The sequence below is a fragment of the Streptomyces sp. NPDC046977 genome, assembly GCF_040644455.1.
In the GTDB taxonomy this organism is placed as follows: domain Bacteria; phylum Actinomycetota; class Actinomycetes; order Streptomycetales; family Streptomycetaceae; genus Actinacidiphila.
Genome location: NZ_JBEYWO010000001.1, coordinates 65,096 through 85,754, shown reverse-complemented (window position 1 = coordinate 85,754; position 20,659 = coordinate 65,096). Strand labels below are relative to the sequence as shown.

Below are 20,659 nucleotides of genomic sequence, written 5' to 3'. Positions count from 1 at the left end.
CTGCTCGGGCTGCCGACTCCCTTTCAAATACGCCGCGTAGAGCCATGGGCGCCGATCGTGCCCATACGCCCTGCACGCCCACGCTCAGCTTCGCTCCAGTCATCCTCATGAGAGGAATCACCGCGATGTCCGCCCCCGAGTCCGCGCAGCCCGCCTACGTCCCCGCCTCGGAGCCGGTTCCCGAGCCTGCCGCACCGGCGGCCCCGTTCCCGGACACGATCCCGGTCCCGCCCATGCCCTCGCCTCCGCCGCTGAGCGGTTCCCGTTGGACCCGCCTGTCGCGGGGCACGGTCCTGGCCCTCGGGGTCGCCATGGGAGCCGCAGCGGTCGGTGTTTGCTGGCTCTCCTCGTCCCTTCTTGGCGACCACGCGGTCATCGCGAACGCCGGCACCCCTTCCAGCACCGCCACGGCTGAGAGCACCTCGGCGCCGGAGCCGTTCCGAACGGACGGCACCCTGACCCTCACCGAGGTCGGCGCCGCGCTCGAGGCCGGCGAGCCGTGCTCCGGTACCGGCGGCTACTCCGACATCGACTTCGGCACCCAGGTCAACGTCACCGACGCGGAAGGCACCCTGGTCGCCACTGGCTCGCTGGGCCTTGGAGAGAAGATCGACGAGGGGTGTGCGTTCACGTTCACGGTCGACGACATCACCCCGGGCTCGAAGTTCTACACCGTCGAGGTGTCCCAACGCGGCGGCCTCACCCAGACCGAGGCCGACCTTCGGGCCGGCGGCCTGGCGTTCACGCTCGGTGACTGACACCCCGGATACACCGGCCCCTGCCATTGGGGCCGCATCTCTCGCTGCCGACGGCAGGCGACCTCGCGTCGCCCGCCGCCCACCCGATACGAACAGGAGGAACATCATGGGCCACCGCTCACCGCTCGCCCACGCGCCCCGGCCGAAGACGCGTATTCGGCACGGGATCTGCGTCAACTCGACGGTCAAGGCCGTGTCCGGGCCGATCGTCCTTGCCACGGACGGGTCTGTCGGCGCGGACCGCGTCGCCTCCGGCTACCTCGCCACCACGGGTCACACGGGGCTGTGCGCCCACATCTATCCGACCTACGTCGCCCGACCCCGCGCCCGCGTCGTCGTCACCGAACTGCGGGCCGTTCACTGGGGCCTGAAGCGCGTACTCGCCGCTCGCTCCGGCAGGCCCGTCGAGGTGCGGATCGACAGCATCGAGGCACTGAAGTACTTGCACGCCTGGCAGCGCGGCGGCAACAGGATGCCGGAGGGCTACAGCACCAACGTCCGCTCCCAGGGGCGGGCCCCCACCCTCGTACAACTCCAGATGGTTGCCGAGTTCACGCCGCACCTGACGTTCGTGCACGAGAAGGCCCACGTCGGCAACCCCCTCAACGAAGCCGCGGACTCCCTGGCCAAGCTCGGGCTGCGCTGTGTACGCGGTCAAGTCGCCGGTTCCGAGATCCCGCGACTCGTCCCGCTGTGGGCGGCCGGCGCCCTCGCCGAGTACCGCCGCGCCGCCTGACCGTGCTGCTGCCGTCCCTGCCCACGGCCCAATGCCGCCACGCCGCCTGCGCAACGCGTACCGGACCACCCGAAGGGACCCCTCATGAACAGTCGGAAGAAGCGCAAGCACACGACCCGCAAGTCGACACTCCATCGCCTCAAAGTCCCGGACGAACGGGATGTCCTACTGCGTGACTTCGTCCGCAGTCCTTACCTTCAGCGCCCCGGGTATCAGGCCCGGGAATTCTCCCGTGAGGGGATCGAAGGACTCCTGGTCACGGGCGGCGTTCCCCGCACGAGGGCCGATTGGTGCACCGCCGTCGAGGGCATCACAGGGCTCGAAGTCAATGAGCGCAGTCACTCCGCCGCCGGGCTCATCCTGATGCGCACCTCGCAGGGAATCTACGCGCTCAGCTACGGCGTCGGCTTCCACATGCTCGACCCGTACTTCCGCGACGACGATTTCGGGCTCGAGTTCGCCACCCGCAGTCTCGACGAGGACGGCGTCATCAAGGTCCGCAACCAGATCATGGACGGCCGGGGACGCGTCGACGAGCACTCGGTCGCTCGTGGTGAACGCATCGACGGCTTCGGACTGGACCGGTTTGGAGCCATCGTCCGGCGCATCGGCGGCACGGTCAGCGGCATCGAACTGACGTCCCTGCGATCCGGCACGGCACAGCGAGTCAAGGTCGAGTGCGCCGAGTCGACCATCAAGCTGCCCCTCGCCACAAGCCTCGAGGATTTCCTCAGCGATCTGCATGCCATTGAGGAGGTGTGCGCACGTGAGGAACCTCTGCCGGAGTTGGGGTTCGTCGCCCGCCTGCGCGCGCTCGATCCCCGGGGCCGCAAGGCCACGGACGCCCAGGCCGTTCTGGAGAAGCTGCTCGCGGACCAGTGCAGCCCCCGGCTGGCACTCGGCGTACCGGAGTCGTGCCAGGAGGGGTTCGGCTCCGCCCAGTCCTTCCGCCTCACCCGGGGAAGCCGCTCCGTGAACACTGCCGATCTGGATCTGCCCACGCTCCTGGACCTCGTACGCGGCAAGGAAGAGGGCAGTCGGCTGAAGGCGCTCGGCGAGGTTCGCGTCATGATGTACAGCGCCGACGACCAGCAGACGCCGGCAAGTGCCGCCACCAACGGTAGGGATTGGCTCATCGCCGACGTACCGGTCGCGACCGACCGCTGCTTCTACGGCCAGGGCAAGTGGTACGAGGTCGGCGCAGGGTTCCTGGAGACCCTGGAGGAGGAGCTCCGGCAACTCTTCGCCAAGGAGCCGACCGTCGTGCTTCCGCGCTGGCCCGAAGGCGAACGCGACAGCAAGGGCCGGGACAAGCACGACGAGGGCTGGTACAACGAGCACGCGGCCGACCGCACGGGCTACATCCTCTTCGACAAGAAGAACATCGTCACCGACAAGTTCAATGGTGGCGGACTCGAGATCTGCGACCTCCTCGGTCCACAGAACCAGCTGATCTGTGTCAAGAAGGCGTCCTCCGGCCAGGGCACCGCACCGCTCAACCACCTCTTCGCCCAGGGAGTGACCGCGGTCGAGACCCTGCGCAGCGATGATCGGATCCGAACCCAGTTCCTCGCGCAGGTGGCCGAGCACACCCCCGGTCACCGTATGTTGGAGGACTTCGGCACCTTGCGGGTGGTCTTCGGCATCCTGCTCAAGGACGGCCAGGACATCACCGTCGACTCCCTCTTCGCCTTTGCCCAGGTGTCCTTGCTCCAGTCGGTCCGCAGACTGCGCGCGATGAATGCCGAGGTCGAGATCGTGCCCATCCGCCGCTGACAGGGGCTGTTCGGACGGCGGAACAAGCCGTGCCGGGCCGTCCTCAACCGGCCCCGCGGCTCTCGTCCCAGCTAAGCCAGCACCGTAGTGATTCGGCATCAGGGCTGCGCAGAAAGCGTGAAGAATCTACGATCAACCGCGAGACGCAGGCAACGCGGGTCGCTCCACTGCCGAGGGGGGTCAGGAGGGCGCGTACGGCGAGTTCCGACGAGGCGCGGTCACAGCCCAGGGGCAGCAGGGCGCCTGGGACAAGGGCCTCGATCTGGCCGTGGTGTCCTCAGCCAGGCAAGTAGCCCCTGGCGAGGGCCCGCTGAGACACCGAATCCGTTTCAGGCAGCGCACACCGTGTTGAATGCGCAGGATTTATTGAGATCTAAGGAGTTCCAGATATGACGACAGATGACTTCGACGCGCCTGATCCGCCAGAAGGGGTGCGAACGCCGAAAGTCCTTGCCCTCCTGGACAAGGCCATTGAGTTGCAGAGCCCCCTGGTGCGCAAGAACATTGCCCGGGCCCGCCAGCGGAATCCAGAAGCGATTCCGGCCCAGGTAATACGTAATCTGGAGCGGATGTACGTCAGCGCTTTGACCGGCACGGGTGCCGCAGTTGGAGGAACCGCAGCGGCGCCCGGCGTCGGCACGGGCGTCGCATTGGCACTGTCGGCAGGTGAGGTTCTCTCCTCTCTTGAGCTGAGCGCCCTCTACGCGCTCTCGGTCGCCGAAGTTCACGGAGTCCCTATCGACGAGATCGAGCGCCGCCGAACGCTTGTGATGGGAATCATGCTCGGCGGAAGCGGTTCCGCCACCATCAGCAAGGTCGCCGAGCGCACAGGGCAGCATTGGGGACGTCAGATCGTCGCCAAGGTGCCTGTCGAGACCTTGCGTCAGATCAACAAGGTCTTGGGCAAGAACTTCGTCACGAAGTTCGGGACCAAGCAGGGGATCATCGTTCTCGGCCGAGTGGCACCGTTCGGTATCGGCGCTGTGATCGGTGGTGGCGCCAACGCCGCCCTCGCCGCTCTGGCTGTGAAGGCCGGTCGTCGCGCGTTTGGCCCGCCTCCTATGTCGTGGTCATCACCAGTGGACAACGCTTCACCACCGTCCGAGAAGTCGTGTGACTGACCCTCGGCGCACTGAAGGGTGTCGTGCACTTCGCCTCCGCCACTCCACGGCGCGCGTATGCAGTCCTCTTGAATGTGCGGGACTTTCCACTGCGGGGTGACGTGGTCCGGTAGATCGTCTTGTCTGAGCAGTTGCAATTCATGGAAGTGGGGGGGAGTCCACGGGCCATCTCTGCCGCTAGGCGGACATGGCCCGTGTCCCGAGCCTTTGCGGCAGCGGTTCGAAGGACACCAACGGTGGCGTCAGACCGCTGCCGGGCGCAATCACCCCGGGGAGGCGAGTCCTCCGCGTTCTGGGAGTGGGGCGGTGAAGTGCCAGCCGGTCCTGAGGAGGGCGTCGACGGCTGTCACCGCCGTGCGCAGGCGGTCGGCGTGCGGGCCCGTCAGGAGGATGTGGGGGAGGTTGCGGCCCGTCAGTTCCTCGCGGAAGCGGTGCGTCATCCACGTGCGGACGTGTTCGCCGTCGCGGAGGCCGTCGTCCTCGAAGGGGACGCCCGTGTCGTCCGTGAGGAGCCACAGGTGGTGGTTGGCCCGGGCCGCGATGGATTCGACCTGGGGGTTGCGGGTGCCCATGTAGCGTTCGTGCCAGATCGTCGTGGCCAGGGGGTCCGTGTCGCAGAACAGGACCGGGGAGCCTGCGCGTGCCGCCGGGTTCTCGTCCGCGAGTTGGCGTTCCGCGATCAGCTCAAACTCGGAGGAGGTCCACGTGACCTCGTCGAACGTGGCCTCGGGGCGGATCGCCAGGAGCTTTGTGTATTTCGCCTCGCTGTACGCCCTGCCGTACTCCGGCACCCACCGCGTCCCCGACCACACCCCGCCCCTTGCCCGGTAATGCTCCGCCAACGCCCGGGCCATCGTCGTCGTGCCCGTCGACTCCGCGCCCACCACGACCACCCTGCGGGCCAGTCCCGCCCGCACCGGAGCGGCCAAAAAACGCCAGCAGCCCACCGGGTCCCTGCGGACGGCCGTGCCCGAGACCGGGTGGGTCGTGCGGGCGATGTCCACCGTCACCGGCGTCGCGCCGAAGCGGCGGCCCAGTTCCTCCCCGTACGGTTCGGAGGTGAACACGGCATCCACCGGGTCCGGGACGGCCGCGCGGAAGATGGCCATGTGGGCGTCCCACACCGCCGGGTCCGTGATGTCGACCGGTATGTCGTCGACCGCGCCCACCACCTCGATGCCCGACTCCGGGTGGACCTCGCGCATCCACGCCACCCGGTCCGCCAGCGGGATCGACTCCACCGCCGAGGCGCACACCAGCACCGTCAGCCGGCGGCATCGCGCGGCCGCGCTGCGGACCAGGTGGTGGTGGCCCGCGTGCGGCGGGTAGAACTTGCCCAGCACCAGCCCGTGGTCGAACTCGCTCATGCCAGGGCCTCCTTCCGGACTGCCCCGGCTTCGGCCAGCCAGGCCCGCAGCCCCACCGCGCACAGCAGCAGAAATCCCCCGTAGAGCAGCGACGTCAGGTAGAGGCCCTTGTACGCGTACAGCGGGATGTAGACGACGTCGGCGGCCATCCACAGGTACCAGGACTCGACCTTCTTCCGGCACTGGCCGTACGTCGCCGCCAGCGACAGCGCCGTCGTCAGCGCGTCCCAGAACGGCACCGTCGAGTCGGTGGCCCGGTCGAGCAGCACGGTCAGGACCCCGGTGGCGACCACCGTCGCGGCGGCCAGGATCCACCACGTGCGGGCGTCCGTGCGGCTGATGGCGAGGTGCCCTGACGCCCCGGCGACCCAGGCCCACCAGCCGTACACCGCCAGCGCCACGTAGACGACCTGGAGGGCGGCGTCCGCGTACAGGCCCGCGCCGGCGAAGAGCAGGATGAAGAAGAGGTTGTTCGCGATGCCGATCGGCCAGTTGGCGATGTGCCGGCGGGCCACGAGCCATACGCAGAGCGCTCCGCTGCCGAAGCCCAGCACCTCCACCCAGCTGACGGGGGTGTCGAGCAGGGTGAACAGGGGCTGTTGGAGCCGGGTGACCATGTCCGCGAGAACCACGCGGTGACCTCCTAAACGTCACCTTGACGATAACGCCGGGCGCGCGGGAGGGGCAAGGGAGTTTTGCCCGCCGCTCACAGCCACCCCCGCCGCGCCGCCGCCAGGCCCGTCTGGAAGCGCGTGGCCGCGCCGAGTTCCGTCATCAGGCGGTGGATGCGCCGCTGCGTGGTCCGGGTGCTCCAGCCCTGCGTACGGGCGATCGCCGCGTCCGTCAGCCCCGAGGCCAGCAGGCCGATCAAGGCCCGCGTCTCGGCGTCCGGCTGCCCCGGTTCCGCCGAGACCGGCCCCTCTCCCAGCGGGATCGCCCGCTCCCACTGCGCCTCGAACAGCGACTGCAGCGCCACCAGCATCGGCGACGGGTGGATGAGGTACGCCGCGGACTGGCCGCCCGGCGCCAGGCTGAACGGGATGATCGCTGCCCGGCCGTCGCTGAGCACCAGCTTCAGCGGCAACTCCGGCCGCATCCTGGCCTGTTCCCCCGCCCGGATGCTCGGCATGATGTCCGCCTGGAGCCTGCCGGGCCAGGCCACCGCCTCACGGTCGTAGATCACCCGGTGGACCACCCCCGTCCGCTGGCGCTCCAGTTGCGCGTCGAGGTTGCTGCCGGGCCGGTCCACGTACGGAGGGCGGTCGAAGGCGCACACCTCGCGCTGCGCCCCGGCTGTCAGCCGGTACACCGCCCTGCTGATGTCCTCGCGGTCCGTCAGCAGTTCGGCGGCCATGTCCGGGTGGCTGATCCTGGCCGCCTCCCGGTGGGTCTCGACCAGCCGCTGCACCAGCGCCCGCGCGTCGCCCAGTTGCTGTTCCCGTTCCTGGATCAGCGCGCCGACCGCGACGTCCGGCGCTGCCGCCGAGAACGTCGGCGGCCGCCCCGCGCTGCGTATCGCCAAACCGTCCCTGAACAGGCCGGACAGCAGCTTCCCCGCGGCCGGCGCGGTCAGGCCGCACGCCTCGGCCACCTCCGCCGCCGTGCTCCGCGGCATCCCCACCAGCGCCGTGTACACGCGCTCCGTGTCCGCCGTGAACCCCAGTACGTTAAATTCCATGCCTTCTCCCACACCTTTGTGGCACCAACCGGCCACCTGGCGGAGGTAGGCCACCTTCCCCACCTTGTGTCTCGTCCGCCTCAGTTGACATCTTCCAGCAGCGAGCGCGCTGCCCTGCGTTGAGGTGGGCGTCAGCGTGCCGCGGTGTGTCCCCCGCACACCTCGCCCCGCTGAAAAGGTGTTCCATGTCGCGTGCCCCTTCGCACGGCAGACGGCGGCTCGGTGCCATATCCGTCACGTCCGTCGTGTTCCTCGCCCTCACCGCCGCGCTCCCGGCCTCCGCCGCTCCCGCATCCCCGAGTGATGACTCCGTCCGTACGCCCCTCGGTGACAGCTCGCCGCAGAAGGCGCTGCCCGCCCAGCGCGCGGGCGTCGTCCCCGGGCAGGTGCTGGTGACCCTCTCCCCGCAGACCGCGGTGACCGGCCGGACGCTGCCGGGCAACCGGGCCCGTGCCGTTGCCCCCGGGACCAGCAGCGCCGCGCTGAACGAGAAGCTGACCGCGGTCGGCGCCACCTCGCTGCAGCCGCTCCTCCCCTCGCTGTCCGCCTCCGCCGCCGCGTCGATGACCACCTCGGCCCGTACGCGCCTGGGGGACGAGGCCGCCGACCTGTCGCGCACCTACGTCGTACAGACCCGCGACCGCGACTCCGCCGCCGTCGCCCGCGCCCTCCAGGGCACGCCCGGCATCATCGGCGCCGAGCCGAACCGGTACGTGAACACCATGAACACCGGCGGGCGGCAACTGCCCGCCACAGCCGTGACGTCGGCCAAGCGCACGAAGACCGCCGTACCCGGCGCCGTGCCCGCCAACTTCGCCCTCACCGACTCCGCCCAGGCCTTCCTCAACGCCGGCGGCGTCAACGCGGTCGGCGCCTTCGACATCCTCCAGGGCCGCTACGGGCAGCAGCCCGGCGCCAGCCGGACCGTCACCAACGTCTCCATCGGCGACCTCACCGACCAGGCCATGGCCGACGCCGGTGACGCCTACGTGCAGGGCCACGGCCCCACCACCGTGCTCCAGGGCGGTCAGCGCTACCTCGACCTCCCCTCCATGCCGCTGATCCCCGCCTACGTCGCGGCTCCCGACGGAAGCCTCAGCGGTTCGGCGTCCACCAAGGACCAGGACCCCGGCCTCGGCGAGGTCCTGCTCGACTTCAGCGTCATGTCGCCCCTGGCCCACGACCGCCAGCGCCCGGACCGCACCGGCAGCGGCTACACCGACCTGCTCGGCATCGCCCCCGGCGCGGACTACCGCCTCGTCGTCCCCCAGCAGCCGACGATGGACCAGATCGCGACCGCGCTCCTGGCCGCCGCCCACCAGTCGCCCCAGCCGGACGTCATCACCGCCAGCCTCGGCTTCGGCACCGACTCTCAGGGCTTCCCTGGACGCTACCTGGAGGACGACCCGTACATCCGGTCCGTCGTCGCCTCGATCGTCCAGAAGGACCACGTCGTGGTGGTGATCTCCTCCAACGACGGGACCCGCCTCTACACCCCGGCCGCCGTCGGCCCCGACGGCGGCAGCACGCCCACCGACACCGCGAAGAACGACCGGTCCGCCACCGACATCGACGACGTGGCGTACTCGACCACGCCGTCCCAGGTCCCCGACAGCGGCGCGATAGCCGCCGGCGGCACCACCCTGGACGACACCCTCGCCTCCCGGACCAGGGACGCCACCACCGCCGAGACCCGCATCAGCGGCTTCGGCACCTTCTCCTCCGGCTTCGGCACCCGCATCGACCTCTCGGCGCCCAGCGACAACATCGTCGCCTTCACCCACACCGAGCGGGGCGACGCGCAGTCCGTCACCCCCGTCCTAAACGGCGGTACGTCCGCGTCCGCGCCGGAGATCGCGGCGGCCGCCGCCGTGGTGCTCCAGGCCGCCGGGCTCGCCGGACACCACCTGACGCCCGCTCAGGTACGGGACGTCCTCAAGCGGACCGGCCGCGAGGTCGCCACCCCGGCGCAGATCGACCGCGAGCTCAACGTCGGCCGGCAGATCGACGTCACCGCCGCCGTCGAGGACGTCCTCGGGCACCGCGACGACCGGCCCTCGGCCGTCCGGCTGTCGGTCGCCCACCGGGTCACCAACGCGGGCCTGGGCGGGCAGTTCCTGGAGACGACCGACCCGGGCCGCATCGACCTCGGGGACATGGCCTCCGGCGGCAACGGCATGGGCCTGGTGGGCCCGGTCACCTTCGCCGCCGACGTCACCGGGCTGCCCAAGGGGGCGGATCCCACGTACACGCTCAGCGTGGGCGCGAAGACCTGGACCTCCGCCGGCCCTGCGATCCGGGTGACTCCGACGGAGCTGCTGAACGCCGCGGGCCTCCCCGTGGTCTCCGACGCCGACCGCACGGTCACCGTCACCTACCGCGTGCTCACCAGCGGCCGCACCCAGGCCACCGTGCGCCGCACCCTCACCGTCGGCCCCAGCGACGGCCGTTACGTGGAGAGCACCGCGCCCAAGGCCCCGGAGGTGGTGAAGGCCGGCCACGCGGTCACCGTCTCCTACGACCTGTCCGGCGTCGCGGGCCTGCGCGACCCGCAGCTCGTCGTCTCCACCGTCGGCCACTGGAACCCCGCCCTCGCGCCTCTGTTCAGCGCCGCGTGGCACCAGGCGCTGACCGCCGACTCCGGCACGGTCACCGTGCCCGCCGACGCCTTCGCCGCCGGCGGCGGCCTGTACGGCATCGGCATCGCGCAGTCCGGATTCGGCGGCAACCCGAACCTCGTGACGTACGGGGAGTTCGCGCCGGTCCGCGTCGACGGCGGCACCGCGAGCCTGCGCCCGCAGGCGCCGCTGGTCGCGGGACGCGACGGCGCCGCGGGGCACAGTGCCGTGGTCACCCGCGCCAAGGCCGGCTTCACTCTGCGGTACGACGTCCGCGACGTCCCCGGCGCGAAGTACACGCAGGTGGAGTTCGCCGCGCCCGCCCCGACGCTGCACAACTCGCTGAACACCTTCACCAACGCCAACGGCACGGCCCTGGACGACAACGGCGTCGACGCGCCCTCCAGCGCCCACCGCGTCCTGCCCGCCGCCAAGGGCACCGTCGACCTCGACGCCCTGCGCCTGGGCCTGTCCACGTCCACCGTCTACGGCGTGCGCGTCATGGCCCTCGACAGCAGGCACCGGGTCGTCGGCCAGGCCTCGCCCGTCGCCACCCTCGAAGTCGACGACGGTCCCGCGCCGGCGGGCAGCACGGTGCTGTCCTTCGCCGCCGCCGGCGACGACTCGATCGCCGCGCTGCGGACCGTCTCCGGCGCCACCGAGCTCCGGCACTACTCCACCCGGACCGGCGCCTACGGCCCGGTCGTCGCCTCGGACGCCGGCGGCACGTCCGACTACGAGGTCCTCGGCGTGGCACCGGCCACGCACCGCGCCCTGGCGGTGCACCAGGCGGAGTCCGGCGCCGATGTGCAGGTGGAGACCTGGAACACCGCCACCGGCACCCTCGTCGGACGGACCACGCTCGCGACGGCCGACTACCGCTTCGTCGTCGGACGCGTCGACGCCGCCCGCTCCCGCGGCGCGCTGCTGCTGCGGGCCGTCGCCGACAACGCCGACCTGGTGCTGCCCGTCGACCTGGCGGACGGCACCACCGCCGCGCCCCTCCCCGCCGATCTGCCGGGCGTCGCCAAGGGCTCGTACAGCCTCCTGGACATCGACTCCTCCACCGGCGACGTCTACCTCGCGAAGGGCGCTCCCATCGCCCTCTGCCTGGGCGGCGTGCAGATCCCCCGGGTGGACACGCAGGCCCGGAGCGTGAGCCTCGTCGGGACCATGTCCGGCTGCAGCAACGGCTTCGGCTCCGACGGCGCCGGCACGCTCTACAACCTGTCGGCCACCGCGATCAGCACCAAGATCGTGCCCACCAGTGTCCTCGGCTCGCTGTCCGTGGCCACCGGTGAGTCGGACGACCCGGTGGCCGTACGCCGCGGCCCCGCCGCGGGGATGGCGGTGGACGGGGTCAACCGGCTCGCGGTGGCGGCGTTCACGGCGCCGGAGGGCACGAGCTACGCCGGCTCCGGAACCGCCGTCGTCACCGACAACAACGCCACCGGCCAGCTGCTCGTCATCGACACCACAACGGGCGCGGTGGTGAAGACGCTGAGCGGCTTCCAGATCAACGGGCACGGAGGTCCCCTGGTCCACGGCGGCGTGATGAACTCCGTCCAGCTGGACCCGGCGACCCGCACGGGCTGGACGTACGGCGCGTACGACGGGCAGATCCGCCAGTTCTCCTACTGAGCGAAGGGCCCACCGGGGGGCGGGAAGCGGTCACCGCTTCCCGCCCCCGTGGCGTCTATACCGAATCGAAACCATGGACACAGACTCCTGTGCAACCCTCCGCAGTGCTGCGGGAGTGATGGATGGCGAGCGGTGTGCCGGCCGGAGGGCCGCAACGGCTCCACGCACATGAGCTTTGCCGACCGAACAGGAGACTCGAGTTGTCCGGAATCAGAAGTGCCTCGATAGCGGCCGCGCTGCTGGGCTGCACCTTGTTGCTCTCGGGGTGCACCGATTCCTCCGGGTCCGGGACCGACTCCGCCGCCGGTACGACCGCTTCGGCCTCGGCGGAGTCCTCGGCGGAGTCCTCAGTGTCCGCCTCGGCGGACCCTTCCGGTGAGCCCTCGCCTTCGGCGTCGTCCTCCAGCGCGGCCGCCACGCCCTCGAAGTCGACACCGACGCGGACCGCGACTCCGCCGCCGACGTCGAAGCACACCACCGCCCCGGTCAAGGTCCCGCAGGCGCCCGCCTCCGTCCCCGGCTGCCGCAACCTCGGCGTCACCAGCGCGGTCAAGGCCGCGGTGACGCGGGCCTACCAGCGCAGCTATCCCCGCTTCGTCCACATCGCGCCCGTGCCCGGCCGGTTCTTCTACGGCCAGTGCGGCACCGTCCGCTACGCCGCCACCCCGTTCGACCCCACGTCCGGGGCCAACGAGGGTGAGCTCGTGAACCTGCAGGACGAGGGCGGCGCCATGAAGTACTTCCGCGCCACCACGGGGAGCGACTGGAGCTACTTCGCCTCCGACGGCTTCCCCGCGGGCCCGCACGGCTGCGCCGACATCCTGCAGATCCCGGACGCCCTGACCGCCGCCTGGAGGAACTGCTCCGTCGCGGGCTGACGTACGGGACGACGACCGACGCGCGCACTCCGCCAGGCGCGGGTGCGCGGCGTCGGCACGATCGGGCCGGGGGCCTCAGCGCACCGGGTGACACCGGTAGCGCGCATCCGGCGGCCCGAACAGCAGCCCGTTCTCATCGAGGGCGTTGAAGACCGTGAGTTGGCCGCGCGGAAAGCGGAAGCCGACGGCGACTGTCCCCAGGGCCATGTCATTCCCCGTCCATTCGAGGAGCTGTACGCCCTGAAGGATCTGGCCCTGGAGGGCCTGGAGTTCGCCGCGCGCGTCGTGGCGCCACCGAAAATCGAAATCGGGCCAGACGACCGGCTGATGGGGGTCCGCCGAATTCCAGGTGATCGAGACGTCGTCGAATTTTTGGTGGTTGATCTCCACCTGGTCCCCGGTGAAGTCGAGCAGGACCGGGCAGTCGGCGAACCACTCGTCATCCCGAATGTCCCAGACCAGCCAGGCGCGGGCCAGCGGGCGACCGATGAGCGCCGCCAATCGTGCGCCGTGGCGTGCCGCGACCGATGGGTGGCCGTTCAGCCAGTCGGGCCGGTAGCCGTCGATCCCGAAGTCGAACACCTCGCTCATGTCCTCCCGTCCGCGAGCCATGCCGCGATCCGCTGCTTGAACTCGCGGTCGACGTAGGGGCTGTCGTCACGCGTGATCCACTCCAGGTGCCGCAGGACGTTCTGCGAGCGGTGGGGGTGGCGCACAGCAGTACATCGGCGCCCCGCCCCATGATCTCCCAGTGCGCGAGCAGCCGGACCCGGGTCCAGACGGCAGGCCGCCTGTGGCCGCCGCTGTCACTGTGCATGTCCCGCAGGACGGCCTGGTGGGTCCGGGCGCCCTGCGGGAGCTGGACGAGGAATTCACGCCGCCGGTCGGGGAGGCCCGAGGAGACGGCGAGGTCGCACCAGTCCTGATTGAGGCGTTCCACGAGCCGGGGGGTGTCGTACCGGTGGGAGAAGGCGCCGTCCACGTCCTCGGCTCCGTATCCGACGACGAACGGCATCGTGCCCTCCGGCACGGCGTCCGGGATCACTTCGAGGCGCGCCACAGCGACCGATGCACCTTGCGTTCGCGTTCGTGGATGCCCATCGATGGCTCAGCTCCGGGAGGTGTCCTTGAGGAGCCGGCGGACGACGGCGGCGGCCTGCTCCGGGTGGCCTTCCAGCCAGCCACCGAGGTGCTCCCGGACGGCCTCCCTGACGCATGCGGACACCGCGGCGTTGCCCAGCGCGCCGAACGTGGCGCCGCCGTACTCGGGGTGGTCCAGCTTCACCGACACGACCGCCGTGAGGCCTTCGCCGATGCGCTCGGCGTCGAGGTCGGGTTCCGTCGCGGACAGCAGTCGTCGCTCACAGGCGTAGGCGGTGAGCGCGGCCGCCGTCCCCTCGCGGAAGCCCGCCACGTGGGTGCCGCCCTCGCGTGTGGGCACGCTGTTGGCGAAGCTGCGCAGCCGCTCTTCGCGCGTGGCGCACCACCGCAGGGCCACCTCGGCCCGCCCCTCCATCCGGTCGTCCTCCCACTCGAAGGCGATGACGTCGGGGTGGACGGGCGGGCCCGCCGCCGCGTCGAGGAAGGCTACGAAGTCCCGCGCCCCGCCCGGGAACCGGAAGCGCTCCGATCGGGGTTCGCCCGGAACGCGCGCGTCGGTCAAGGAGATGGCCAGGCGCCGGTACAGGAAAGCCAGTTCCCTGAATCGCTCCTCCAGCACCGCGAACGAGCACTCCACGGTCTCGAAGATGCCGGCGTCGGGCCAGAAGGTGAGGGTGGTCCCGCTGCCGCCCGCCGCTCCCGCGGCGGTGGGCGGGGCGGTCGCGACACCGCGCGCGTACTCCTGCACCCAGCGGGTTCCGTCGTGCCGCACCTCGGCCGTCAGCCGGCTCGACAGGGCGTTGGTGACGCAGGACCCCAGCCCGAACCTGTCCAGGTTTGCGTGGTCGCGGCCGACGCCGGGCCTTCTCGCCGCAAGCATGCCGGTCAGCAGAGTTTCGAGCTCGACGGGGACCGCCGGTCCGTCGTCGGCGACGCTCACACCGCCGTCCGGGGTGAGGGTGACGTCGACGGTGGTGGCCCGGCCGGCCAGCACCTCGTTCACGGCCCGGCCCACCACCTCGAACACCGCCTGGTGCAAGCCCCGTTCGTCGGCCGAGCCCACGTACATCCCGGGCCGCGCACGAACGGCCTCCCACAGGTGCAGCACCGTGAAGTCGCTTGCGTTGTACCTCTTGGCGTCCTCAGTCACGAATTCCCCCTGCGACCGTCTCCGACAGTGCTGACAAGCCTAGGCGATTCACGGGAAATCAGCAGGTCAGAGCCGCTTCGGGGAGGGCGTGCAAGGGCGGGTGGCCGCCTGCCCACAGGCGGTTGGTCCAGGGAGTCACGGGATGGCCGAGAAGCCGGCCGCACCCCGGCCGAGGCCGCGCACGACCCCTTCGAGGGGTGCGCCGGGGCCTCTGATTTACGGGTCCGCCCTGGAAAAACCAGTCGGCACGGCGGAACTCGGCCGGGAGGATGGTGAGATGGGCGATCTGCTGTGGGACGACGTCGTGTGGCTGCTCGATCCAGCCGACGGGGGCTACCTCCCCGACGTGTTCGTCAAGGACACGACGGCGGCGGACTGGCAGGCCGTGCTCGACCTGATCCGCGAACGGGGCTGGGCTTTCGAGTACTTCGAGGGCGCCGCGATGTTGCCATTGCCCCGGGCCAAGGCCGTACTGTCCCGTTCGCCCGACGCCGAGTGCCCCAGCCTGAGGGTGTGGCCGCATCCCGAGGTCTGTGCGATCTTCCGGTTCCTCGGGGACGAGCAGATCGACTTCGACGTCGACCTGCGCGAACTCCAGGGACAGGAGCGGCTGGACGTCCTCTGCGGGTTCCTGACCGCGATCGGACGGCGGCTGGGCACGTCGGTACCGCTGTTCCCCGAGGGCGGTGGCACGGAACCGCTGCTCGGGTACGACATCGCCGCCGACCGGGTCAGGGTGCTGTGGTTGCCACCGGACCGCGAGTGCGCACACAAGCCCGTCGACATCGCCGATCCTCCCGGGATACTGGGTGCCCATGGATGAGGTCGAAGTCGTCGTCGCCCACTCCGAGCGCGCGACCCTGCGGGTCGGCGACGTGTTCCTGAAGGTGGACACCGACGAGGCGCGCACCGACGTCGAGGTCCAGGCGATGGCCTTGGTGCCGGTCCCGACGCCGGAGGTCCTGTGGCGCAAGCCGCCCGTGCTCGCGATCGCCGCCGTCCCGGGGACGGTGCTCGGCCGTCTCGGTGAGCCGTCGGCCGCGTCGCCGGCGGCGTGGGCCGCAGCGGGCGCCGCCGTCCGGCGGCTGCACGAGGCCCCGTTGCCGCCCTGGCCCGGCCGGCGCCGCCGGAGCCCCGACGAGCTGGCGGCGGAACTCGACGCCGAGTGCGCGTCGCTCGTGACGAACGGCGTCCTGCCTGCCGGCCTCGTCACCCGCAACCGCCGGGTCGCCGAGGCCGCGATCCGGCCGTGGACCCCGGTGTTCACCCACGGCGACCTGCAGATCGAGCACGTCTTCGTCGACGGCGACGAGGTCACCGGCATCATCGACTGGTCCGAGGCGGGCCCGGGTGATGCTCTGTTCGACCTCGCCACCCTGACGCTCGGACACGAGGAGCGCCTCGGCGACGTCGTCTCCGGTTACGGCACGGAGGTCGACCTCGACGTGATCCGTGCCTGGTGGTCGCTGCGAAGCCTGCTGGGCGTTCGCTGGCTGGTCGAGCACGGCTTCGACCCGTTCGCGCCGGGCTGTGAGGTCGACGTGCTGAGATCCCGGATATGAGCGTGTGGCAGCCTGCTGCCATGGCGGCGGAGGTACGAGAGCATGCCGGTCGTCAGGGTGATGTCGTCACGACCTGACCGTTGAACGGGGGTGCTGTGACGCGCCCCGGTTCGAGTGGTGGGGCGTGTGAGGATCGTGCCATGTGTGTACCGCGGAACAGGGCAGCACGATCCGCCGCTACATCATCTGGCGAACCGCCACGCCGACGACCAGCGCCTCCGCGAGGTCGTGACCGGAGCCAACATCGCCTGAATTCCACCGCGTCGGCGTTCACGGCTGCCGGCCGCGTCTGAAACTTCCCGCATCACGTTGCCCTGGCCTGACCGGCCAGCCACTGCTTCACTTCATGCCAGGCAGCCTGCTCCGCCGTCTCGGTGCCCCACCACCATGTGAAAGGAGAGTTGTTGGACGTCAACTCCTCCCGCCACCAGCCGAGGCTGTCAGCCAGATGACGGCGGGCTACAGGGCCCGTCTCCGCCTCCCAGCGGGCCAGCCACGGGGTGACCGAGGAACTCGCGGTCACGCAGCTCTCGAACACTGCACACGCCGGAATGGGCGACGACTTCGTCCGCAGGGTCTGCGTCCACCACGCGTCCAGGAATCCGGCCACAGCCCCAGCCTGCTCGCGGGGCCACCGTGACCAGCCTGCCGCGGCCAGTCCAAGGGCCATGAGACCGGACTCGGTCTCGCCCTCGGTGAGCACCACGACGAGCTGCGGCAAAACCCGACGGATGATCGCGGGCTGGTCGTCCCAGTGGGAAGAATCTTTCTGTGCGACCCGGCGGACAAGGTCCGCCGGGAGCGGGACACCGGGAGTTCGCAGCAGCTCGACCCCGGCCATCGCGTGACCTGGGAGCCGCGGTCTCGGGATGCGACCGCGGACATGTTCAGGCCGGACGGGTGTGCTCGCGCCGGAAGCGGGCGGGCGTCGTGCCGAGGTGGGCCCGGAAGGCCCGTGAGAACGCGGACTCGGAGTAGTAGCCGACCTGCCCGGCGACGCTCGCGACGGTGGCGTCGGTGGCGGTGAGCAGTTCCGCCGCGGTCATCAGCCGTGCGCGGGTGAGGAAGACGCCCACGGTCGTTCCCGTCTCCCGGGTGAAGTGGCGCAGGAAGGTGGCGCGGGACATGGCGGCCGTGCGGCTGAGCCGTTCGATCGTCCAGTCGGCTCCGGGGTCGTCGAGCATGCCTTCGACAGCCGCCGCGATACGGCCGTCGGCCGCCGCGGTCCACAGGGTGGTCCGTGTGGTGTCGCCCCGCGCGGTGCGCAGCACCATCGCCAGCAGCACAGTGCACAGGGCGGAGAGGATCGCCGCGGTGCCCTCGCCCTCGCGGCGCGCCTCACCGCGCATCAGGGCGCTGAGCATGCGCAGCACCTCGTCGCTCTCCGCCGACTGCCCGAAGGAGACGTGCACGGGGTCGGGCAGGCTCGCGAACAGCAGTGCGCCCGTGCCGGCGTCGAAGGTGTAGTGCCCGCAGAACAGGTCGATGACGGGCTCCCCGCCGTGCTCACTGCGGGTGGTCGTGAACACGTCGCCGGGCGTCTCCGCCGTCCCCACCTGGCCGCCCTCGCCGTCGGTGATCACCCGGTGCGGTGTGCCGCTCGGGATCATCACCACGTCCCCGGGACGCAGGTCGAGCAGGACCGTGCCCACCTGCAGCTGACAGGTGCCTTCCAGCAGCACGTGGAAGGGCGCCTCCAGCTCGCCGTGCGGCGGCACCTCCATCCTGGTGCCGGCCCCGAGCAGGCAGTGCTTGTCGAGGTCGGCCCTGAGCCGGGCCAGGCGCAGCAGTCGGCTGACGGAGTCCACGGTGAGACTTTCGGGCAGGACAGTGAGACGGCCGAGTCTATTTGCCCCGGTGGCCGGGTCGCAGACTCGACGCATGGAGATCACCACAGCACTCACCGCGGATGTCCTGGTCATCGGTTTCGGCAAGGGGGGCAAGACCGCCGCTCACGCGCTCGCCGGGGCCGGCCGCCGCGTGGTCCTGGTCGAGCGGTCCGCGAACATGTACGGCGGGACCTGCCCGAACGTCGGCTGCGTGCCGACGAAGATGCTCGTCCACTACGCCGGCACCAAACGCCTGAGCGACGACGCGCAGGAGTTCTTCGCCCGCTCGGTCGCCGGCGTCCGCGCGCTGACCAGCGCTTTCCGTGCCGGCAACTTCGAGGCCCTCAACGGCAGAGACACCGCGACGGTCATCACCGGCACGGCCCGGTTCATCAACCCGTACACCGTCGCCGTCGGGGAGGGACCGGACGTCATCACCGTCACCGCCCCCACGATCCTGGTCAACACCGGGTCGGAGCCCGTGATCCCCCCGGTTCCCGGGCTCGCGAGCAGCTCCCATCTGGTCTCCAGCACGGAGCTGACCCGCACGCAGAACCTGCCCGAGCGTCTCGTGGTCCTGGGAGGCGGATACCTCGGCCTGGAGTTCGCGGGGATCTACCGGCGCTTCGGCAGCGAGGTGACGGTCCTCGAAGCGGCCGAACGGCTCCTGCCGCGGGAGGACGAGGACATCGCCGGGGCCGTCGAGGAGATCCTCACCGGCGACGGCATCCGTGTCGTCACCGGCGCGCACGTCACCGAGGTGCGGGACAGCGGCGCCGTCTCGACCGTCGTCTACGAGAAGGACGGACGGACCCACACCGTCGAGGCCTCGGCCCTGCTGCCCGCCACCGGACGCCGGCCCGTCACTGACGGCCTCCGGCTCGACACCGCCGGCGTCCGCACCGCGCCGAGCGGCGCGATCGTGGTCGACGAGTTCCTGCGCAGCAGCCGGCCGCACATCTACGCACTCGGGGACGTCAACGGCGGTGAGCAGTTCACCTACATCTCCCTGGACGACGCGCGCATCGTCCTGGACCAGCTCCTGGGCGAGGGCAAGCGCTCCACGAGCGACCGCAGGGCAGTGCCCCACACCCTGTTCATCACACCCCCGCTGGCCACGGTGGGACTCACCGAGAGCCAGGCGCGCTCGCGGGGGTTGGACATCAAGGTCTCGCGGGAGAGGGTCGCGGACATCGTGGCCATGCCCCGCGCCTACACGGTCGAGGAGACCCGCGGCGTCATGAAGTTCATCGTGGACCCGGACACCGACCTCGTCCTCGGGGCCGCCCTGCTCAGCATCGACGCGCAGGAGATCGTCAACACCGTCGCGCTGGCCATGCGGCACGGCATCACGGCCACGCAGCTCCGCGACGCGATCTACACCCACCCGAGCTCGACCGAAGCCCTCAATGAGGTCTTCGACAAGGTCCTCACCTGACGTCGACGGACATGCGCGCCGGGGCTGGATGCAACCGCCGCCCGACCATGAGACAAATGGGACCAGCCGGCCCGTCTTCCGGAAGAGAAAAGAACCATGCAGCAGAAGAACAGGCCCTTCGACATCGCCGAAGTCCGCATGCACGCGCGCGAACTCGCCGACGGTGTGTACGCGGTCATGGGGCGGATGTCGAGGAAACCGACCACACCGCGACCAACGCCGGGTTCGTCGTCGGCGATTCGGGAGTGCTGGTGGTCGAATCGCTCAGCAACGGCCGCTTGGCCTCCCAGGTCATCGGCGCGGTGCGCGCAGTGACCTCGCTGCCCATCCGGTTCCTGGTCAACACCAGTTTCCACGGCGATCACTGCTTCGGGAATTTCGCCTTCCCGTCGCAGACGGTGATCATCCACCATGAGGCGACCAAGCGGGCGATCGACGAGCGCTTCGAGCAGGACCGCGCCTTCATGATCGACCTGCTCGGCGCGAACGTCGGCATCGAGGAGGTGGTGCCCCGCTCGGCGGACATCGCGGTGTCCGGGTCCTGCTCCGTGGACCTGGGAGGCAAGCACGTGGACATCGAGCACCTCGGCTTCGCCCAGACCGACGGCGACCTGGTCGTCCGCATGCGTGAGGACAACATCGTCTTCGTCGGGAACATGCTGCAGGCCCCGCCCCCGGCCTTCCCGTGGCTGCTGGAGGGGCGGGCCGACGAGACGCTCGCCACCTACCGCCGCCTCTACGGGGTCCTCGACGACGACACCCTGATCGTGCCGGGCCACGGCCGGCCCATGCGCCGTGCGGACGTCCCGCACTCGATCGCCTACCTGGAGGAGCTGATCCGTCTGACGCGGGACGCCCAGGGCAAGGGACTGTCGGCCGACCAGGTCCGCGAGGCACTCGGGATGAAGGAGTACAGCGACTACAGCATGTACGAGTCCATCCACTTCGAGGTCAACGTCCCGGCGGCGCTGAACGCGCCGTGAGCAGCGCGCGCATGACGGCACGG

At 70.5% G+C, this 20,659-nt stretch carries 18 protein-coding genes; 10 read left to right on the top strand and 8 right to left on the bottom strand.

The genetic code is table 11. The annotated features are described in order from the left end of the window. The first annotated feature begins 107 nt into the window (after positions 1 to 107). The 4 genes from ABZ883_RS00360 (at position 108) to ABZ883_RS00345 (ending at position 4,391) form a co-directional block, all read left to right on the top strand. Positions 108 to 758, top strand: a complete 651-nt coding sequence (locus tag ABZ883_RS00360) for a hypothetical protein (protein ID WP_360898998.1) — start codon at positions 108 to 110, stop codon at positions 756 to 758. 106 nt (positions 759 to 864) lie between these two features. Beyond that, on the top strand, positions 865 to 1,494 hold the full coding sequence (locus tag ABZ883_RS00355) for an RNase H family protein (RefSeq protein WP_360898995.1): 630 nt from the start codon (positions 865 to 867) through the stop codon (positions 1,492 to 1,494). 84 nt (positions 1,495 to 1,578) lie between these two features. Continuing rightward, a complete protein-coding gene (locus tag ABZ883_RS00350) occupies positions 1,579 to 3,270 on the top strand; it encodes a DUF6119 family protein (protein ID WP_360898992.1) in 1,692 nt (563 codons plus the stop codon). 389 nt (positions 3,271 to 3,659) lie between these two features. Then, a complete protein-coding gene (locus ABZ883_RS00345; RefSeq protein ID WP_360898989.1) occupies positions 3,660 to 4,391 on the top strand; it encodes a hypothetical protein in 732 nt (243 codons plus the stop codon). Between the two features lie 263 nt (positions 4,392 to 4,654). Here the strand turns inward: ABZ883_RS00345 and ABZ883_RS00340 are convergent, their stop codons facing one another. From ABZ883_RS00340 to ABZ883_RS00330, 3 genes are all read right to left on the bottom strand, one after another. Continuing rightward, entirely contained in the window at positions 4,655 to 5,758 is a 1,104-nt protein-coding gene (locus ABZ883_RS00340; protein ID WP_360898986.1) for an AAA family ATPase, read from the bottom strand. Continuing rightward, positions 5,755 to 6,390: a nicotinamide riboside transporter PnuC gene (gene pnuC, locus ABZ883_RS00335; protein WP_360898983.1), complete on the bottom strand. Its 636-nt coding sequence runs from the start codon at positions 6,388 to 6,390 to the stop codon at positions 5,755 to 5,757. Before pnuC ends, ABZ883_RS00340 begins: the two co-directional genes overlap by 4 nt. Positions 6,391 to 6,464: 74 nt before the next feature. Continuing rightward, a complete protein-coding gene (locus tag ABZ883_RS00330; RefSeq protein WP_360898980.1) occupies positions 6,465 to 7,436 on the bottom strand; it encodes a helix-turn-helix domain-containing protein in 972 nt (323 codons plus the stop codon). A gap of 185 nt (positions 7,437 to 7,621) precedes the next feature. Between ABZ883_RS00330 and ABZ883_RS00325 the strand changes: the two genes are divergently transcribed. Both ABZ883_RS00325 and ABZ883_RS00320 read left to right on the top strand, forming a co-directional pair. After that, positions 7,622 to 11,695, top strand: coding sequence for a S8 family serine peptidase (locus ABZ883_RS00325; RefSeq protein WP_360898977.1), 4,074 nt, complete (start codon positions 7,622 to 7,624; stop codon positions 11,693 to 11,695). A gap of 200 nt (positions 11,696 to 11,895) precedes the next feature. Then, positions 11,896 to 12,573 carry a hypothetical protein gene (locus tag ABZ883_RS00320; RefSeq protein ID WP_360898974.1) on the top strand — a complete coding sequence of 226 codons (678 nt, stop codon included), beginning with the start codon at positions 11,896 to 11,898 and terminating at the stop codon, positions 12,571 to 12,573. A gap of 75 nt (positions 12,574 to 12,648) precedes the next feature. On the opposite strand, the gene ABZ883_RS00315 is transcribed toward ABZ883_RS00320, so the two are convergent. From ABZ883_RS00315 to ABZ883_RS00305, 3 genes are all read right to left on the bottom strand, one after another. Further along, complete coding sequence (locus ABZ883_RS00315; RefSeq protein WP_360898971.1) at positions 12,649 to 13,164, bottom strand: hypothetical protein; 516 nt, start codon at positions 13,162 to 13,164, stop codon at positions 12,649 to 12,651. Beyond that, positions 13,161 to 13,289: a hypothetical protein gene (locus ABZ883_RS00310; protein WP_360898968.1), complete on the bottom strand. Its 129-nt coding sequence runs from the start codon at positions 13,287 to 13,289 to the stop codon at positions 13,161 to 13,163. The genes ABZ883_RS00315 and ABZ883_RS00310 overlap by 4 nt, the downstream gene beginning before the upstream one ends. Positions 13,290 to 13,681: 392 nt before the next feature. Beyond that, complete coding sequence (locus ABZ883_RS00305; RefSeq protein WP_360898965.1) at positions 13,682 to 14,824, bottom strand: ATP-binding protein; 1,143 nt, start codon at positions 14,822 to 14,824, stop codon at positions 13,682 to 13,684. A gap of 277 nt (positions 14,825 to 15,101) precedes the next feature. Here ABZ883_RS00305 and ABZ883_RS00300 point away from each other — a divergent pair, with 277 nt between their 5' ends. Together ABZ883_RS00300 and ABZ883_RS00295 are read left to right on the top strand one after the other, a co-directional pair. After that, positions 15,102 to 15,647 (top strand): hypothetical protein, encoded by a 546-nt coding sequence (locus tag ABZ883_RS00300; protein WP_360898962.1) that lies wholly within the window; start codon positions 15,102 to 15,104, stop codon positions 15,645 to 15,647. Further along, positions 15,640 to 16,386, top strand: coding sequence for a phosphotransferase (locus ABZ883_RS00295; RefSeq protein ID WP_360898959.1), 747 nt, complete (start codon positions 15,640 to 15,642; stop codon positions 16,384 to 16,386). Before ABZ883_RS00300 ends, ABZ883_RS00295 begins: the two co-directional genes overlap by 8 nt. Positions 16,387 to 16,690: 304 nt before the next feature. Here ABZ883_RS00295 and ABZ883_RS00290 read toward each other — a convergent pair whose 3' ends face one another. Together ABZ883_RS00290 and ABZ883_RS00285 are read right to left on the bottom strand one after the other, a co-directional pair. Continuing rightward, positions 16,691 to 17,107, bottom strand: coding sequence for a hypothetical protein (locus ABZ883_RS00290; protein ID WP_360898956.1), 417 nt, complete (start codon positions 17,105 to 17,107; stop codon positions 16,691 to 16,693). Between the two features lie 166 nt (positions 17,108 to 17,273). After that, the gene (locus tag ABZ883_RS00285) at positions 17,274 to 18,194 is read right to left on the bottom strand and encodes an AraC family transcriptional regulator (RefSeq protein WP_360898953.1); all 921 of its coding nucleotides are present in this window, start codon (positions 18,192 to 18,194) and stop codon (positions 17,274 to 17,276) included. A 73-nt stretch (positions 18,195 to 18,267) separates the two neighbouring features. Between ABZ883_RS00285 and ABZ883_RS00280 the strand changes: the two genes are divergently transcribed. Beyond that, the gene (locus ABZ883_RS00280) at positions 18,268 to 19,653 is read left to right on the top strand and encodes an FAD-dependent oxidoreductase (RefSeq protein ID WP_360898950.1); all 1,386 of its coding nucleotides are present in this window, start codon (positions 18,268 to 18,270) and stop codon (positions 19,651 to 19,653) included. A gap of 11 nt (positions 19,654 to 19,664) precedes the next feature. After that, positions 19,665 to 20,636 (top strand): MBL fold metallo-hydrolase, encoded by a 972-nt coding sequence (locus ABZ883_RS00275; protein ID WP_360898947.1) that lies wholly within the window; start codon positions 19,665 to 19,667, stop codon positions 20,634 to 20,636. Positions 20,637 to 20,659: the final 23 nt, after the last annotated feature.